Raw genomic sequence first — 15,904 nt, forward strand, 5'->3', positions numbered from 1 at the left:
TCTATAATGTTGATATATTAAAAATATTCTATATATACGTTTTGTGTGCTATTTTATTCTGGATAAAATAAAAGATAGGCATAATTTTATGCCTATCTTTTCTCTATACATTTATAAACATCGTTAATCATCATCAATCGCTCATTATTTACAGTATACTTCATCCAAGAGCCATCTTTTACCCCTCTTACTAACCCACATTCAGTTAAAATCTTCATATGGTATGATAATGTAGGTTGTGTAATATTAAAGGCTTCTAAAATATCACATGCACAAAGTTCTCCATCTAAAAGCATTTGAATAATCTTTAGCCTTGTCTCATCTGCTAATGCTTTGAATATACTAACATACTCACTATAAGTATATCTCACACCATTCACCTCGTTCTTTATTTTATCAGAGTGTTTTTATATCATTCTAATATCCCTTATTCTATCAAAAATTCTAATTACTATCTACTCAGTCTTGGAATTTTTCAAGATGATTTTTTATATATGCGCAATAAAAATATATAATAGATATACCTTAATGTCCATGGACAAGCTAATGCTCCCACATACTCTTTCTATAAATCCATCTTATTCAACATTTCTTTAAGCTGTACAAGCTCTTCTTTACTAAATGTTACACCTTTTCCCATTTTCTCATGTGCCGGATCCCATTCACGAATATCATATTTCGGTTCTTTGTCATTCCAAGAGATTAGGTTAAGTTCCTTTTTCCATCCTTTTGAACCCTCTGCTAAAACACCTACTGTCGCTTTGATTTCATATTTTATTCCTGCCATAATTATACGCTCCCTTTTATTCCTTATTTGCCTAAAAAAGGCTTCATACCTCAGTATTTCATTTAATCCTATTATATCAAACTTTGCCTTCTTTATGTTATTTTATACTCCCTTGAATAAGATAAAACTGGACACAAGATACACGAAAGTTGTAGACAAGTCATACTATATAGTATAACTACATTCTAATCTTCTTTCACTACAGATAGTTAAATATAAACAAGGGGGTAACATTATGGAATATCTAAGAAAAGAATCTTATAAAGGACACAAGTACTATAGCTGGTCTAACAGTAACTCCAACAGCAACTCTAACAGTCATTCTAGAAGTAACTCCAATAGTAACTCTAACAGTCATTCAAATAGTCATTCCAACAGTCGCTCTTTCAGTAGGTAAATGTGACAATAGATAAATGGAAGAGATGAGTAAATGATGGATAAATACTATGAGATAGGAGAGCGTATTGGAAATTACCAGATTACCAAAAGACTAGGTGAAGGACGTTATGGTATCGTCTATTTAGTGCGCAATCATCAATCACATCCGTATATCCTTAAACAATTGAAACAGGATATGCAACACATGAACTTAAAAAAATTATTTTATGAACCTGAAACTTTAAGGCAAATTAATGATCCTAGAATCCCTAAATTTATAGAGGAAATTAAAACTGAAAATCTACAAGCCTATGTACTTGAGTATATGGAAGGTACTGTCTTTGAAGATTTGATTATGCAGCAACACCATAAATTTAGCAGATCAGAGATCTATAATATTGCAGGACAACTTCTAGATATCCTTGAAATGCTTCATCAACATCAAATTGTACACAGAGACATTCGTCTTCCCAATGTCATCTTAAATCAAAACCAAGAACTCACTTTGATTGATTTTGGATTAGCTCGATTTATGAATAAAGAACGCTACGTCAAGCAAGTAGATTATTGGTATATGGGGAATTTCTTAATTCATCTCTATTATACTACCTACAATGAGCCTTATGAATTAGAAGAAAAACCTTGGTATGAAGAATTAACTTTAAATACAGATGAAGCAAACTTCTTGAAGAGACTAATGGGTATCGAAAAAGAATATGAAGATGGAGAAAGCATTAAACAAGATTTATATCATCTTACAGCATTTAAATGACTCCATATAGAGGCTGATAGGCAACTATTAGCCTCTATTTTAAATACAATCCAGATTATAGGAGGGAGGATATGTATACTACATGTATCTATAACCTTTACCAACAAAGTTTCATTGCAAATGTCTACTCTACCACTCACTTTAGGATGATTGGACTGATTGATGTAAATATCCAATATACCTACGGCATAGAGCGGGTCACTTTAGCCTTCTATAGTTCATCCGGAACGAACAACGGTAAGATAAAAGGACTATGGTATCCTATCGTAGGGATTAAACAGCATACAGGACGGTTTGTAGAATTTACAGATCGTATCAATGCCATATTAACTGAAACCTCTTTTAATGGTGAAGCTAAAAGAGGATGGCTTGCAAAGTCACCCTTTTTTTATAACAATGCTAAGGAAATGGGACGACTAGAAGGTTTTTCTAATGGCAGACATTATGAGACTCTTCTAGAAATAGGAACCTATCTAAGAGATGCTTATGAAAAAGGGCATTATCATAAGATGAATGACTTAAATGCACGCCTCCTCAATGAAAAAGTAACATCTGAAGTGATTTATCTCGGCAATCAACATACCCAAAAAGAGAACTTTGAAAATTTTATAAGCGATATCTTTAATAATCTATAAAACCAACAAAAGACCTACTTAAATGTCTATTACTAGACAAATAAGTAGGTCTTTATCTGTTATAAAACCTTTACCGTCGCATACGACTTAAGTCCTATGCGACTTACGTGTTAATTGGCTCGCCCTCGGATAAATTTCCTTCGTAAGCCTCAGAACTTTGAATGCTTTGGTTACTCTGACTTGACATCTTTGTTCCCTCCTACATTCAGTTTGGTTTTACAAAAGTAGTATGTGATGAATGAGAAAGATTTATTATTCTTTGACTACTTCATAGGGCCAGTCAATAATGCCACCAAAGTCATACACCTTTGTGTAACCCATCTCCACAAGCACTTTTGCTGCTGCTTCACTTCTACGACCACTTCTGCAGTACACAAGAATGACTTCTTCCTTGTCATATAATGTGATTTCTGCCTTATCCTTAATCTCATTATCCGGTAATAGGGTTGCGCCTTCTATATGGCCTTCATTATACTCCTCTAGAGTACGTACATCTAGAATCACACCATACTCACCCTTGTCTATCATTTCCTTAGCTTGTTGAGCAGATATCTTTTCATAAGCGGCATCCATGACTTCTACTTCTATAGCTGTTGCTTGTACAGGATAAGTTTCTCTAATCTCTGGATGGATTGTGACCGTAACGTTCCCCCCTACTACTAAATCACCTTTTATTTTAGCCGTGCTCAGTCCAACACTTGCCTTATCAAAACCTATGTCTCCACTGGTGGTTACCATCATACTCTGGTCACTCACAGATTCTATTTGTGCCTCAAAAGTTACGTTTTTTTCTTTTGTACAGCCCGTTAATACAAAGAGTAATATGACCAGCATTAAAATAAGCTTTTTCATTTCTATCGTCCTCTCTCTTCATCACTTTCTTATGTATTCTTGGTTTTGACCTTATTGTACACTAAACTTATTCGAATTTGAATGGCTTGAGTTGGTCATTTGCTTCTTTATGTGATTTTATTCTACAAATCCCTTACTTTCTAATGCATGCCTATTCATCACCCGATACCCTTTTCCCTCTTTTTGTAGTATCTTTTCTTCACATAATACTTTTAGTATCCTTAATAGATGTCTGTAGCTCATACCTATTGCACTGGCTACATTGGTTAGGGTTTCATCTAGTCTATCATCAGGTGTCACTTGTAAAAGATATGTACACAATCGTTTTTCACCATCATGTAGTGCAGTTGCTACACCTTTATTAGAGCATCTGATAAGTTTTGCAGCAAGCTCACGCCCAATGTGATTGAGAAAGGTAACATTCGTTTTTAGTCGTTCTGACCAGCTCTTAAAGGGCAGGGCTATACAGACAAAATCGGTTAAGGCAATCATAGTTGTACTTGCAATATATTGATCACTCATCAACTCTACGTCTCCTACAATACCATCTGCTACATAATAGCTCAGTAACAAGTCACGTCCATTAGCAGCACTGGCATATACCTTTGCTTTTCCTCCTACTACAACCAATAGATACGCCATAGGGAACCCTTCTCTTAAAATCTCTTCACCCTTTTTATAGGTGAATAACCTTATCTCAGATTCATCCTCTATGGTTATGCCATAAGTTAATAATTTTTCTATATGTCTAAGCTGAACTTTTTCTTTTTTCATATCTATCACCTCTTATTTATCTCAGTGTGACATCTGTCATACTCGATTGTCAATTTATTTTGTTATACTCGGCGAGGAGGTGATTAAATGTATACTTTTTTATCCTTATTTGTGGGAATGATTATTGCTATTATGGTAGCCATTAATGGTGAATTGACTGCTTACTACGGTATGTTTATGGCAGCTATCATCATTCATATTGTAGGTTCACTCTTTGCTTATCTAACGATGAAACTTACAAAACAAAACTTACAGCTTAATCAAAGGATTCCACTTTGGTTTTATCTAGGAGGTGCTTTAGGCGTTGTGACCACTTTTTGTAACAACTTTGCCTTTGGAAAGATTAGTTTAACCAGTATTATCGCGATTGGCTTACTGGGTCAAACCCTTACCTCACTACTCATTGATTCCTTTGGATTGTTTGGCATGAAGAAGTACCCTTTTCAAAAATATACACTTATAGGACTAAGCTTAGCACTACTGGGTATGATTATGATGCTAGATTCCTCTACCACAAGTGGATTGCTTGCAGTGCTTCTTTCCTTTATTGCTGGTCTATCTATTGTTGCATCTCGTACCTGCAATGCTAGACTTGCTGATCGTATTGGGATCTTACCAAGTTCTTTAGTCAATCATTTAGTAGGGCTACCTCTATGCATTGTGCTCTTTCTAGCCTTAGATACCAGTAAGCTCTCTAGCCTTGTCCCTTTTACACATAGGCCTTGGATCTATCTTGGTGGCGTACTCGGCGTTGCTACAGTACTCTTATTTAACCTTTTGGTCCCTAAAGTTGCCGCGCTTCCTTTAACCATTCTCTCCTTTATCGGTCAAATTTTTACGAGCATGGTGCTGGATTTAGTCTTATTACATACCTATGACGCTACTACTTTTGTAGCTAGTTTAGTGATTGCTTTAGGAATCGCAATCAATATGTTTCTCACTTTATTTCTATCTACTAAACAAAAAAATTAGCGATTTTTAATATCAAGTATCTTCTATTATATTAGGCATGGCAAAAAAGTTTTGTATAAACAGATTGAACTTTAAAGATAAGTTCGATAAAATAAGTAAATAGTAGCTTATACTTGGATAAATAGTTTTAAAATAGGAGATCACTCATGAAACGTACTAAAAGCCAATCATGGAAGCGACTAGATAATGCAGCCAAAATTTTCCCACCTAATAGTAATCGACACGATACAAAAGTCTTTCGCTTTTCATGTGGTTTAAAAGAGACAATTAATGCGGATGCGCTACAAATAGCTTTAGATAAAACTATTGTGGACTTCCCGCTCTATACATCTATTATTAGGAAAGGTCTTTTTTGGTATTACTTTGAGACGACACATCTAAAACCAGAAGTCAAACCTGAAAGTAAACTGCCTTGCAGTGTTATCTATGATGAAAATATAAAGTCTCTTCTTTTCGAAGTCACTTATTACAAAAATCGTATTAATCTAGAAATCTATCACGCTCTAACAGATGGTGCTGGTGCCTTACAGTTTTTGCGTACTTTGGTACTACACTACCTAGTTATACAACACCAAGAAGATTTTGCAGGTCATTTACCTAGCATTGATTACGATGCTTCACAAACCCAAAGAGAAGCAGATAGCTTTAAAAAATATTTTGATACAGGAGAAATCCTAAAAAAGAAGCCCATCAAAAAAGCTTACAAAATACATGGGGAAAAGCATGAAGGCTATAAACTACAAGTGATTAATGGGTCAGCTTCTGTTAAAGATGTCTTAAGAGAAGCTCACAAGTATAACACCACTCTAACCATCTTCTTATGTAGTATCCTTATTTGTGCCATAGGAAAAGAAATGTCCATAAGAGATAGGAAATACCCTATTGTACTTTCAGTCCCTGTCAATCTCCGCACTTATTTCCAATCTGCTTCAGCTAGAAACTTCTTTAGTGTTATTAATATCTCACATTCTTTTAAAGATGACGAAATGAGTCTAGCCCAAGTCATCCAACATTTAAATGAGATGTTTAAACAGGAATTAACGACGGAACATCTTCAAGCAAGACTGAACAAACTCGTTTCCCTAGAACGTAATTATGCAACACGGGTTGTTCCATTATTTCTAAAAAAACCTACATTGCGTATTGCCCATCGTTTAACGAATAAAGAAATTACAAGTGTCCTTTCTAATATTGGCCAGGTGCGTATGCCCAAAGAGGTAGAAGACTATATTGATTCCTTCGATGTATGCGTCAGTACGAACAATATACAAGTTTGTGTATGCTCCTATAAGGATAAACTCTCTATGAGCTTTACTTCTCCTTTTATAAGTACAGAAGTACAAAAAAACTTCTTTAGAGAACTGATTGCTATGGGCATTGACGTTACAATAGCCACCAATATAGGAAATGAAGCAAAGGATCAAGAAGGGTGATAATCTATGAAGTATTGTGAAAAGTGCAAGGCAAATGTAGTCGGAACCGCTACCTACTGCCCTTTATGCCAAAACAAATTAGTGATAACAGAGATTAAAGATGATGAGATTTTTCCAGTTTTACCACCCACTAAGGATAGGTACTCTCTTCTTTTTAAAGTATTAACCTTTTTCTCTTTGGCAGTCTCTATTCTTTCTATAACAATAAATTTTCTTCAGCCACGAGAAGGTTGGTGGTCCATTCTAGTGGTTGGAACCCTAGGATGTGTCTGGTTAAGTGTGGTCGTTGCCATCATCAAGCATCGCAACATCTTGAAATACCTATTATATCAAATTCTCATTATCCTTCTCTTTACCATTTTTGTAGACTACCGTATAGGTTGGTATGGCTGGTCCATTACGTATGTCTTACCTATTATCTTTACAGGCGCTATGATTGTTATGTATAGCTTATCGAAGATTTTAAAGCTAGAAACAGGAGATTATATGATTTATCTCTTGTTAGATGCCCTGTTTGGGATTATTCCCATTATTTTTATTGGCTCAGACATTGTACAAACTGATATTCCTTCTATGATTTGCATCATTGCAAGTATTGTGTCTGTTACAGCTTTGATCGTCTTTGAAGGACGCAATATGTATCATGAATTAAAGAGAAGATTACATGTCTAAAGTATAACAAAAGACCTACTTAAATGCCTATTGCTAGACAAATAAGTAGGTCTTTATCTGTTATAAAACCTTTACCGTCCCATACGACCTAAGTCCTATGCGACATAGTAATATTATTTATATTTACTTACTGTATAAAATGAGTACAATTTTAATTCATCTCATAACTTACAAATAGGTCCTCTTCAGCCCCCATAGCATTAACATCTAAATCGCCGCTATCAATAAGACTTTGTAACTTTTCTTTCTGCCCTTGTTTTGTTGATGGAATTTTACCATCTAACTGTCCCTGAATACTCTGTGCACGTAATTTACAAAATCTTTTTAAGGTATCTACAGCTGTATCAAATTGTTCAACAGAATACCATGCAGAAGGATCCTTTTTAACATAATCCCTGATGAGATTGTATATACGATTAATCTGTTCTTCAAATCGACCTGAATCAAAATAGGAAGATAAGAATTCCTTGTATTCTTTGTGATACTTATTTCGTATTCCATCTTCATTCATTAACATTGTCCACATAGGTCTTTTTTCATCTTCTGTAGCAAGTGGTGTATCCATTGGGTAGTTAACTAACATCGTGGCATCGTTACCATTAAACATAGAAAATGCCAGATTATAATCCCATGGCAACATAGAAAGTTTACCCTTTTTTTCATAAAGCCCATAATTATGTGGTGCATATCCTGTGTAGCTATCACTATTTAAAACAAAATTATGTGCTACAAAATAGCGTACAACTGCATCGATATCTACATAAGAATCTAGTTCCTTGCCTTCTGATAATTTTTTCAGTGCTTCTACCATACGTTTTTTCGCATCATCATCAGTTTTTGTTTGGTTATTATTAAATATATCAATATAGCTATCAAATGAATCATCAATATATGAAAGGTCTGCCCCTTTATACGATTGCATATCTATACTTCCTAGCTCACCTAATCCCTCTCCATCTTCAAACATAAATCTGCCTTCATCCTCCGGCTTATATAATGCGCCATAATCCATGCCAAAATTGCGCTGTAAGAAGGATTCATCTAAATCTTCCACTGCAAGATATAACCCATGAATTTTGCCATTAATTGACAGTTCTACATAACTACTCAAAGGGGCTGCAACCCCTACTTCCTTCATCATAGCGTAGGAAATATAATCCTTCATATAAGTTGCATCTACATGAAGGTTTTGAAGATTTAATTTATCTAAACCTCCATAAGTTTGTTCTTTGTTAAATTTATCAAAGATGATTTTAAAACTATATCGATCAGAACCAGAAAAGCCTACTTGTTCAAGAGATAAATTACCTTTAGTCGCAAATGACACAGAATCCATTGTATTTCCGTCAATCGTAACCGATACCTCATACTTGGTTTTTTGACCGGGCGTTTCTAGTAATTCCGCCCAATCTTTATCTGAGATGGTCACATCCATTTTATGAACAAAACTGTCATCAAATAAACCATTATAAACTGACTTGTTCTGTTCTTCTTCCGTGTTTCTATTACTGGTGCAACCAACAACACTATAAATTAAACTCATACACACCATTGTGACAATACATATTTTTTTCATATTACAATTTCCTTTCTTTTTCTACTACTAGTCTATCAAAGGTAAGGTTACGAAAAGGTTAAGATGCCTTTACATCGTAACATCAAATAGGATGATTTCTGGTATATTAAAAAAACGAAATGGAACTTTTGTATTACCTATTCCAGAACTCACATAAAACAATGTATTTTTTTCATTGTTTAATCTATAACTTCCCTTTAGATAATCCTCACACATATTTGTTTTAATAATTGGTCCTATAAATGGAAGATAAACTTGTCCTCCATGGCTATGCCCTGCAAATGCTATATCAATAGGATATTTTTCAAATTTGTTCATTACATCTGGTTCATGCATAAGTAACAAATTGATATTATTAGAATCTATTCCATCTAGTAATTCTTTTTGCTCTAAACCAATATCCCAATTATTCACTCCATAGACCATAATGTTATGATCCTTATAGGAAAATTTAATTGATTCATTCCTAAGTACTTTAAAACCTGCCTGGTTCATACTTAGGACAAAATATTCCTCTCCTTTTTGAAAATCACGATTCCCCATGATTGCAATTTTTCCTATTTTAGCTTCTATCTTACTTAATGCCTTAATCACGGCGTCTGGATTTTCATATTCGCTCATAACATCAAATAAATCTCCCGTAAATACAACTAAATCTGGTGATTGTTCATTGATTTTTTCCACAACTTTTTTAAATTGTTCTAAGGAGAAATACTTGCCCAAATGAGTATCCGAAAACTGAACAATTCGAAGGACATCTTGCCCCGTTGCTTCTAAAGGCACTGAGATATTTTTATTTATTATTAAGTGTCTTTCAAAATATGTAGCATAAAGGGTTATAAATGTAACAATCGCTATTATTATGAAAGTGATTTGCTTTTTATATTTATTTGCTTTTATATTCATCATGCCTCTTTCCTAATCTTTATAATTCATCTACTCCAGTCAATGGTCTTCCACACATAACTGTTAAATTTCCGTTTCTACATCTTATGGCATCAATAAATTCCTTTTGTGATTGCTCTTCTTTAAGAGCAATACTATATTCTAATTCGTACATACTCCCCATATTGGTAGTCTTTACACGATTTAGAATATACGCCTTTGTATATTGTTCAAATATATCATCAAAAATTTGCGTATAGTCTATATTTTCTGGTATAGTAATCTTCAAACTACATGTTGTGTTTTTAGCCATTCCAAAATTTGATTTACTTAGAACTACCATTCCGACTGATATGAATAGTGTTATCATACAAGCATACGTAATAAATCCCATACCCGTTGCTAATCCTACTACCATAGCAAAAAATATTGTACTAATTTCTCTTGAGCTTCCCGGTAAAGAACGGAATCGCACCAAACTAAACGCTCCCATTACTGCTACACTTGTTCCTAGGTTGCCATTAACCAACATGATTACCGACTGTACTAGTGCTGGTAGTAATACAATTGTAACTACAAAGTTCTTATTATATTTTCCTTGCAACATATATGCACCTGCGATAACAAAACCTAATAGAGCAGATATCACCGTACAGAATAAGGCTGTCTGAATTGATACTGTTCCTACACCATCTAACAAATTTATTACACTACTAAACATCATTTTTTCTCCATCCTATTTTTATCTTCTATTTTTCTCTTATAAAAGTTTCCATACTTTGAAAATGATACTGGATATAGTTGAAATTCTGAAAGAATTTTAACTAACCACATAGGATATGCACCTGCCATCTTGATCTCCATCAACACCTCTTCATTTTCAAATAATAAATCACCATCATCTCCTTTGGCCAAATCCAAATTAAATGCTCTGCTACGAATATTTTGATCAAATGTAATCCGAATACTCTCATCATTTTTTCCAGCCATTGCAAATCGATCATATGCTATATACATCTTTTTTACAGGCTTATAATATTGAATCAAGTAATCAATTTCTCTTAATATCTGACTTTCAAATTGTGGCTTTATTCCATACTCTAAATAATTTCTTGCTTCTTGCATTGTTAAAGATACTCTTCTTTTATATACAATTCCATTGACCTTTTTCTTAATCTCAATGAAGATATAATCGTGCTCACTTGGTATCCCATAGCTTCTTAGACGAAGTTTTTCTTTATAAATTGGCTTATTCAGTGACCTTTGTATCAAATCATAATTTTTTGTATCATAATAAACGTTACATATTTTGATTAAGCCATATCCATCTACTTTCATATAATCTTTTATCCTATCTTGAAAAGATTCAAACGTATCTCTGCTTAGCACATATTTTTTCTCATATCTTTGAAATATTTGGTTAGCATTTTTTTGCATGCTTATCACCTTCCCCTCCCTCATATCCTCTTTCTTGTTTTAGATAGGCTCAGATTGAAAATACAGATTGATACCTTCTACGATTCCCTCCGCTATTTCTTCCTGATAACGATCTGAACTTAATAAAGACCGTTCGTAATCACTTGTTATAAATCCACATTCCACTAAAACAGAAGGGGCATGAGTATTTCTTGTCACATACAGAGAGGTATAATCTTTGATGCCTCTATTTTTTGCTCCCGTAGCTAAAGAGGTTTGTTCTTGTATAAATTGTGCAAATTGCTTACTCGCTGATTTTCCACTTTCAAACCATGTTTCAATTCCATGTGTTACATTATCTTCTATTGCATTTTGGTGAATGGATACAAATAACTGGGCATTGCTCTCATTACTCAACTTCACCCTTTGCTCCAAGCTTACTTCCTCATCCTGCTCTCTTGTCATAACAACATCGTATCCTTGTTGGCTGAGTTTATACTTCACTTTATGTGCAATTTGTAAATTAATATGTTTCTCTAAAGCTTCGTCTACTATTGCTCCTACATCTCTTCCACCGTGTCCAGGATCAATGACTATTAACTTCTTCATTGTTGGCTTCTGAGCATACACTTGATTAGGATTTTTCACTTCTATATTTAATAGACCCATTACCCCCATTAATATTAAACCTATGTAAATAAAACTACTTTTTTTCCTCATTATTTTTATATCTCCTTCATTTAAAACTTCTCACGTATGTATGAGTTGATAATCACTTCAATTACATTACTTATTATAGGGAATTAAAGGTTAACATAAGGTAAATGTACTGGAACTTTAACACCTATTTTGTCATAAAAAATAAAGATAGGCTTATTTATTTAGTCTTAATGAAACATAAAAAAGTTGTCGATTATAAGATGCAACCGACAACTTTTTTGTATTTTATATTGAATACTTTAGACATATCCTATACTTGGTACTTCTACAAGTTCATCTTGACTACATGAACCACTTTCTAGTGACTGTAACCACATTAATTTCATTGCATTCCTGCCGTCTATTGGCCTGTATACTCGTAATTTGCCAATACATCCAAAATACCCTGAATAATCTCTGGGTTTTTATACTTTCTACCATCCATACCATGGACCACCGCTGACGTAAAGTTATCAGCAATACCTTCCTCTGTAGTAATCACATAATTACTGTTTTCACCGAACACCTCCCAGAAGTTTGACACCTGATCGATAGTATAATACTTATCTGGATTGTCATATGGCACAATTCCTGTGGATAAATTGTCAAATAAGTTCTGTCCCTCCTTATATGGGTTCTTTAAAAGTGTAACAACTACCGCCTTCGTCGGTTTGCCCTCTATGTTAAACATGGCATAACTGTCGAATTTCTCTACGTCCGGGTTAGATCCAAGTATAGCGCGTAGTTCGGGTGTAAAATCTGGCTCATCAGCAATGGTAAAATCTAATACACTATAAATCGCTTGTCTAAAATCAGCATCGTTTCGACTTAACACATGGAACAACTCATGAACAATCAACCCATCAAGGAGCCCTGGTATATCTTTCATAAACTCTAAGTTGCTACCCTCTAAATAAATTTGATTTTTGTGGGTATAGGCGACTGCACCAAATTCATCTCCCATCTTACTTTTTACAAACACAATCTCTGCACTTAACGGATAATCAAAACCAATTTCTTTGAATCGTGTCTGTATTCTGGCTAGTGAGTCCTCTAGTACCTGCTTCTCCTCTTCAGTAAAGTCTTCCCCCTGGTTTTGAGCCAGTGCTTTAAATTCTTCCAACGTTGCACCGCTCTTTCCAGTACGATAATCTAAATCATTTTGTGTCAAGTTGTCAAAATAATCGGTATTTGCCATACGTAGTTCAATTCCCTCTGCTGCATCTGCATATCGGTGAGGAATGATGATTTCAACTGTATCCATTTCCTGATTTACATTCTCACTTGTCAAAGGATTAGCATTATTTTGTTCTTTATTCGTTACATTTCCTGTACATCCTATCATTGTTCCCATCAGTACAAGCCCAATACTCATAAGGGCAATCAATTTTTGTATAATTTTTTTCATTACTCTACTCCTTAATTCTTTTTATTACTTTTTGAAAGCCGACCTTTTGTCTTCTTCAATTTCATATTTTACCTTCCCATAGGTTAAGAAAAGGTAAACAAAAATATTATAGTAAAGTAAAGGTTAAAGAAAGGTTATAAAATGGGTATAGATATAATAAATGTTGAGCCTTTCGGATCATTGGGTTGATATGCAACATTCCCTCCATGTTGTTCAATAATGTTTTTCACAATGGATAATCCCAATCCTGCCCCTCCTATTTTTCTTGAACGGGACTTATCTTCCCGATAAAACGCTTCAAAAATATGTTCAGCCGCAGATGGTGCAATGCCAATTCCAGAATCAGATATGTTTATCACACAATAATTATTTTTATCTTCTACTATAATGTTAATTTTCCCATTTTCTACATTATATTTTATGGCATTTTGAAAGATATTAGAAAGTGCATGTTTGAACATAACAGAGTTACCTATAACCTTACATGGTTTATTTTGAATGTGTAGACTAATATTTTTTTCCAATATATTAATCTTTTGTTCATTTACTATTTCATGGATTAACTTATCTACATATATCTTATCAATCATTTCGTATCCATTTAATGCATACATTGCAAATAAATCATCAACTAACCTTATCATTCGATCTGTTTGTTTTTCAACAATTTTGATTGTATCATGTAAATCTTCTATTGTAGGTTCCTCATACATATCTAAAACATCTAAATTAGTTCTAATAACAGCTAATGGTGTTTTTAATTCATGTGAAGCACCTGCTGAAAAGCTCTTTTCTCGTTCTAAAACAGACTCTATTCGATCAAGTAACTGGTTAAATGACCGTGCAAGTGAATCGAGTTCTACGCCATTTGATGTACTGTCAATACGTTTTGACATATCCGCACCATCAATTTCAGCAATATCTTTTCTTAATTGCTCAACCGGTTTAAGTGCAAATCCCATAATAAAATAAACCAGAATAATACCAGGAATCAGAACTGCTATAATCATTAATAAGCAGGTTCTAAAAAATTTTGTTTTACTAAGAGCTAAATATTCTCTACTCGTAGAATGGGGTGGGATTTCATTTTGTATTCCTCTTTCCTCTGTTGTGGAAGCATCGTTCTTTTGATTTATATCGACTTCATTCTTCATTTGACTAGGGTCAGAGGTGACAATCCACAGATTTACATTACTCAGAATAAAATATGATAAAATTAAACAAATGCATGTCATTGTTACTGCCGTAATCAATGTTACCCTCATTCGTAATGATAGTTTATGATTCATTATTTTCTACTCCTATTAAATACCCTCTTCCTCTTACAGTTTGTATAAGCTCTTTTCCAATTGCTTCTTCTATCTTTTTACGTAGTTTGCTAATATGAACTTTTACAGATACAGAGAATAAATCTACATCACTATCCCAAACGTGTTCTATTAATTCTTCTGCACTTACTGTTCGTCCCATATTTAATGCAAGGTATTCAAGTATTGCATACTCTTTAGGTGCAATATCTAGACTGTTATCATAATAAAATACTTTTTTTTGTGCAGTATCAATCGTTATTTCCTGAATTTTGATTACGGTATCTTTTTGTACAATTTCCCTTCGAGCAAGAGAACGTACCCGTGCCTCTAACTCCATAAAATCAAATGGTTTTGCAAGATAATCATTAGCTCCCATATCTAGCCCTAGTATTTTTTCTGGTACAGAAGAACGTGCAGATAGAATAATTACTTTTTGAAGCTTACTTCTATTTCTAATTTCTTCAAGTATTTCAAGACCATCTTTCCCTGGTAAGTTTAAATCAAGCACAATAACATCGTAGTTATTAATTTGAGCAAGATAAGAACCTTCATCTCCGTCCTCGGCTGTATCAACAACAAAACCTTTTTTTATAAATCCTTTTTTTAAAGCTGATAACATATCTAATTCATCTTCAACAATAAGTAATTTCATTCTATTACCTCCAATCTATATGAGTATATAACATCTTAGGTTAAGAAATAGTAAATAAATTTATACCTTATTATTACCATAAGTCACCGCTAAATTCTATTTTCTCTTTACTCTCTTTGTAGGTTACCGTATAGGTTGGTATGGCTGGTCCATTACGTATGTCTAAAATATAACAAAAGACCTACTTAAATGCCTATTGCTAGACAAATAAGTAGGTCTTTATCTGTTATAAAACCTTTACCTTCGAATAAATTTTTACCCTCATTTTATAATTTATTTTCTGTAGTACGCTTAAAGAAATTGTGTGTAAATTGTCATGTACCTGGAATTGTCATGTACCTGGTATCATTACAAAACTGTTAACAATAGATTAAAAAAGTCTTCATAGTTTTTGAAATTCGTCTTAGTTTAACAATTCTGGTCATCTCCATACCAATAGTTAGACCAATAGTCGTAGTAACATCTTCTGCAACAATTACAACAACAACAACAACAACAACAACAGCAGCAACAACAATTTTGTTCTGGATATGCATTCAACCTTATATTAGTCACCGTGACCTCATATTCTCCTTTTGGGGTAATCCTTGTCTTGTAACCCTCTACAGCCTCTTCGGTTACTGTATAGGTAACTTTCTTTCCATCTTTATATACCGGTAGGTTCTTCCACGTTGTCGTCCAGT

18 protein-coding genes and 1 pseudogene are annotated in these 15,904 nt (G+C 33.8%); 5 read left to right on the top strand and 14 right to left on the bottom strand.

The window, feature by feature from the left end; genetic code table 11:
• Positions 1-92 precede the first annotated feature (92 nt).
• Positions 93-371, bottom strand: a complete 279-nt coding sequence (locus tag PBV87_RS05770) for an ArsR/SmtB family transcription factor (RefSeq protein WP_271011477.1) — start codon at positions 369-371, stop codon at positions 93-95.
• A 194-nt stretch (positions 372-565) separates the two neighbouring features.
• Positions 566-787 (bottom strand): YdbC family protein, encoded by a 222-nt coding sequence (locus PBV87_RS05775; RefSeq protein ID WP_271011478.1) that lies wholly within the window; start codon positions 785-787, stop codon positions 566-568.
• A gap of 433 nt (positions 788-1,220) precedes the next feature.
• Here PBV87_RS05775 and PBV87_RS05780 point away from each other — a divergent pair, with 433 nt between their 5' ends.
• Positions 1,221-1,937, top strand: coding sequence for a serine/threonine protein kinase (locus PBV87_RS05780; protein ID WP_271011479.1), 717 nt, complete (start codon positions 1,221-1,223; stop codon positions 1,935-1,937).
• A 71-nt stretch (positions 1,938-2,008) separates the two neighbouring features.
• Positions 2,009-2,572 carry a hypothetical protein gene (locus PBV87_RS05785; RefSeq protein ID WP_271011480.1) on the top strand — a complete coding sequence of 188 codons (564 nt, stop codon included), beginning with the start codon at positions 2,009-2,011 and terminating at the stop codon, positions 2,570-2,572.
• A gap of 252 nt (positions 2,573-2,824) precedes the next feature.
• Here PBV87_RS05785 and PBV87_RS05790 read toward each other — a convergent pair whose 3' ends face one another.
• Entirely contained in the window at positions 2,825-3,424 is a 600-nt protein-coding gene (locus PBV87_RS05790) for a rhodanese-like domain-containing protein (RefSeq protein ID WP_271011481.1), read from the bottom strand.
• A gap of 117 nt (positions 3,425-3,541) precedes the next feature.
• Positions 3,542-4,198: a cyclic nucleotide-binding domain-containing protein gene (locus tag PBV87_RS05795; RefSeq protein ID WP_271011482.1), complete on the bottom strand. Its 657-nt coding sequence runs from the start codon at positions 4,196-4,198 to the stop codon at positions 3,542-3,544.
• Between the two features lie 87 nt (positions 4,199-4,285).
• On the opposite strand from PBV87_RS05795, the gene PBV87_RS05800 reads away from it, so the two are divergent.
• From PBV87_RS05800 to PBV87_RS05810, 3 genes are all read left to right on the top strand, one after another.
• A complete protein-coding gene (locus PBV87_RS05800) occupies positions 4,286-5,170 on the top strand; it encodes a DMT family transporter (protein WP_271011483.1) in 885 nt (294 codons plus the stop codon).
• Between the two features lie 146 nt (positions 5,171-5,316).
• The gene (locus PBV87_RS05805; RefSeq protein ID WP_271011484.1) at positions 5,317-6,603 is read left to right on the top strand and encodes a hypothetical protein; all 1,287 of its coding nucleotides are present in this window, start codon (positions 5,317-5,319) and stop codon (positions 6,601-6,603) included.
• Positions 6,604-6,609: 6 nt separating this feature from the next.
• The gene (locus tag PBV87_RS05810) at positions 6,610-7,275 is read left to right on the top strand and encodes a DUF6320 domain-containing protein (RefSeq protein ID WP_271011485.1); all 666 of its coding nucleotides are present in this window, start codon (positions 6,610-6,612) and stop codon (positions 7,273-7,275) included.
• A 151-nt stretch (positions 7,276-7,426) separates the two neighbouring features.
• On the opposite strand, the gene PBV87_RS05815 is transcribed toward PBV87_RS05810, so the two are convergent.
• The 10 genes and pseudogenes from PBV87_RS05815 to PBV87_RS23030 form a co-directional block, all read right to left on the bottom strand.
• Positions 7,427-8,851 (bottom strand): CotH kinase family protein, encoded by a 1,425-nt coding sequence (locus PBV87_RS05815; RefSeq protein ID WP_271011486.1) that lies wholly within the window; start codon positions 8,849-8,851, stop codon positions 7,427-7,429.
• Positions 8,852-8,920: 69 nt separating this feature from the next.
• Entirely contained in the window at positions 8,921-9,757 is an 837-nt protein-coding gene (locus PBV87_RS05820) for a metallophosphoesterase (RefSeq protein WP_271011487.1), read from the bottom strand.
• Between the two features lie 19 nt (positions 9,758-9,776).
• Positions 9,777-10,457 carry a DUF4956 domain-containing protein gene (locus PBV87_RS05825; RefSeq protein WP_271011488.1) on the bottom strand — a complete coding sequence of 227 codons (681 nt, stop codon included), beginning with the start codon at positions 10,455-10,457 and terminating at the stop codon, positions 9,777-9,779.
• A complete protein-coding gene (locus PBV87_RS05830) occupies positions 10,457-11,173 on the bottom strand; it encodes a polyphosphate polymerase domain-containing protein (protein ID WP_271011494.1) in 717 nt (238 codons plus the stop codon). The genes PBV87_RS05825 and PBV87_RS05830 overlap by 1 nt, the downstream gene beginning before the upstream one ends.
• A gap of 39 nt (positions 11,174-11,212) precedes the next feature.
• Complete coding sequence (locus PBV87_RS05835) at positions 11,213-11,872, bottom strand: N-acetylmuramoyl-L-alanine amidase family protein (RefSeq protein WP_271011489.1); 660 nt, start codon at positions 11,870-11,872, stop codon at positions 11,213-11,215.
• Positions 11,873-12,212: 340 nt separating this feature from the next.
• Positions 12,213-13,259, bottom strand: coding sequence for a hypothetical protein (locus PBV87_RS05840; RefSeq protein WP_271011490.1), 1,047 nt, complete (start codon positions 13,257-13,259; stop codon positions 12,213-12,215).
• 134 nt (positions 13,260-13,393) lie between these two features.
• A complete protein-coding gene (locus tag PBV87_RS05845; protein WP_271011491.1) occupies positions 13,394-14,548 on the bottom strand; it encodes a sensor histidine kinase in 1,155 nt (384 codons plus the stop codon).
• Positions 14,538-15,221 carry a response regulator transcription factor gene (locus PBV87_RS05850; protein ID WP_271011492.1) on the bottom strand — a complete coding sequence of 228 codons (684 nt, stop codon included), beginning with the start codon at positions 15,219-15,221 and terminating at the stop codon, positions 14,538-14,540. The genes PBV87_RS05845 and PBV87_RS05850 overlap by 11 nt, the downstream gene beginning before the upstream one ends.
• Before the next feature lie 359 nt (positions 15,222-15,580).
• Entirely contained in the window at positions 15,581-15,757 is a 177-nt protein-coding gene (locus PBV87_RS05855) for a hypothetical protein (protein ID WP_271011493.1), read from the bottom strand.
• Between the two features lie 22 nt (positions 15,758-15,779).
• Positions 15,780-15,904 (bottom strand): annotated as a pseudogene (locus tag PBV87_RS23030) (Cna B-type domain-containing protein); the annotation flags it as partial.

This window comes from Holtiella tumoricola (genome assembly GCF_027857615.1).
Classification (GTDB): domain Bacteria; phylum Bacillota; class Clostridia; order Lachnospirales; family Cellulosilyticaceae; genus Holtiella; species Holtiella tumoricola.